This is a genomic window from Anaeromyxobacter soli, from assembly GCF_022808855.1.
Lineage (GTDB): Bacteria > Myxococcota > Myxococcia > Myxococcales > Anaeromyxobacteraceae > Anaeromyxobacter > Anaeromyxobacter soli.
The window spans coordinates 1-1624 of the sequence record NZ_JAKZLF010000075.1 but is presented as its reverse complement, the minus strand read 5'-3'; the positions used below and the strand labels follow the sequence as shown (position 1 = coordinate 1624).

The following is a 1624-nucleotide window of genomic DNA, read 5'->3' as shown; positions in this document are numbered from 1 at the left end:
GCCGACGTCGCCGCGCGTCGCGCGCGCCCGGACGAGCTCCGCCACCGCGCCCGCGAGCCCGCCCCGCGATCCGGCCGCCCCGAGCCCCGCGGCGAGCGCCCGCGCGGCCGGCCGGCCCGCGTCCAGCGCGGCGATGGTGGCCGCGCGGGCGGCGCCCGCGAGCCAGGAGGACGCGCGGTCCTCGTCGGCGATCGAGAACTCCGGGTCGAGGCCCGCCTCGGGCGCGTGCTCCCGCAGGAGCCTCCCGCAGAACCCGTGGATCGTGCCGGCCGGGAGCCGGTCGAGCCCGTGGAGCCGCTCCTGCCACGCCTGCGCGTCCGCGGAGCCCGCGCCGTTCGCGGACGCCGCGCGCGCGCGCTCCGCCACCGCGCCGCGCAGCCGCTGCGAGAGCTCCTCGGCCGCTTTCTCCGTGAAGGTGATCGCGGCGATCTCGGCGGGCGCGCAGGGCGTCCCGAGCGCCTCGCCCGAGAGGAGGCGCGCGCACAGCTCGACGAGCGCGGTGGTCTTCCCGGAGCCCGCGCCCGCCGACACGGCGGTCGGCGCCTCGAGCCGGAAGAGCGCCGTCGCCGCCGGGCCGAACACGATGGGGCCGCTCACGAGCCACCCCCCGCGTCGTCCGGCTCGCCCGCGCTGCCTTCGGCGCGGCACACCGCGCCGTACGGGCAGCCCTCGCAGGTCCGCGGCGCGATGGGGAACTCGCCCGCCCGGATCCGCCGCACGACCTCGACCACGCCCGCCGCGAAGCCGCGCGGGCCCGCCCCGCCGGCGCCCTCCGTACCGGCTCGCTCCGCGCCCTCCGGGGCGGAGAGCGAGAGGACCGGATCCGCAGCGTCCGTGGCGAACGGCTCCGTGCGCGCCGCCTTCCGGAGGAGCGCGTAGGCGGCCTCGAGGTGCTCGCGGCCGGGCAGGTCGCGCGCCGCGGCGGCGAGGTACGCCGGCACCTGGAAGCTCGTGACGCCCATCGCCTCCGGGTCGAGCAGCTCGGCGTAGGCCGTCGCGTGGCGCGCGTTCTTGTAGTCGACGACGAGGAGCCGGTCGCCGGACGCGTCGACGCGGTCGATCCGCCCCTGCAGCAGCACGGTCTCTGCGCCGGCGCGCACCTCGAGCGGCGGCCGCTCCGACCTCCCGCCGAAGCGGTGCTCGAGGAGCGCCGGGACGAGCCCGTCGTGATCGCGCGCCTCCGCCAGCACCACGCGCGCGAGGCGCGCGAGCACCGCCTCGCGGCGCGCCGACCAGACCGCCGGATCGCCGGTCCTGCCCTCCGCCTCGAAGCGCGCGAACACCGACTCCGCCACGGCGTGCGCCTCGGCCACGTCGGCCGCGTCCCCGGCGGGCGGCCACGCCCGGCGCGCGAGCCTCGCCTCGACGAACCGCTCGAGCGCCGCGTGCAGCAGGCTCCCCTCGTCGCGCGGTTCCTGGTCGAGGTCGCCGGTCGCCGGGTCCGGCAGGCGGGCCCCGAGCTGGAGGAACAGGCGGAACGGGCACCGCGCGTACGTCTCGAGCTGCGTGGGCGACCACTCGGCGGGGAGCGCGGCGCGCAGGGCGCCCGCGAGCGGCCCGCCGACCGCCCCCGCGTGCGGCGCCGGCCGCCGCGCGCGGAGCGCCCCGAGCCGCGACGCCTCCA

At 80.2% G+C, this 1624-nt stretch carries 2 protein-coding genes; both read right to left on the bottom strand.

Annotated elements, in window-relative coordinates; translation table 11 throughout:
- On the bottom strand, positions 1-597 hold a 597-nt coding region (locus MLV88_RS23790; RefSeq protein WP_243338820.1), incomplete at its 3' end, for a UvrD-helicase domain-containing protein.
- Positions 594-1624: PD-(D/E)XK nuclease family protein (locus MLV88_RS23785; protein WP_243338819.1), on the bottom strand; the 1031-nt coding region annotated here is incomplete at its 5' end. The genes MLV88_RS23785 and MLV88_RS23790, both read right to left, overlap by 4 nt.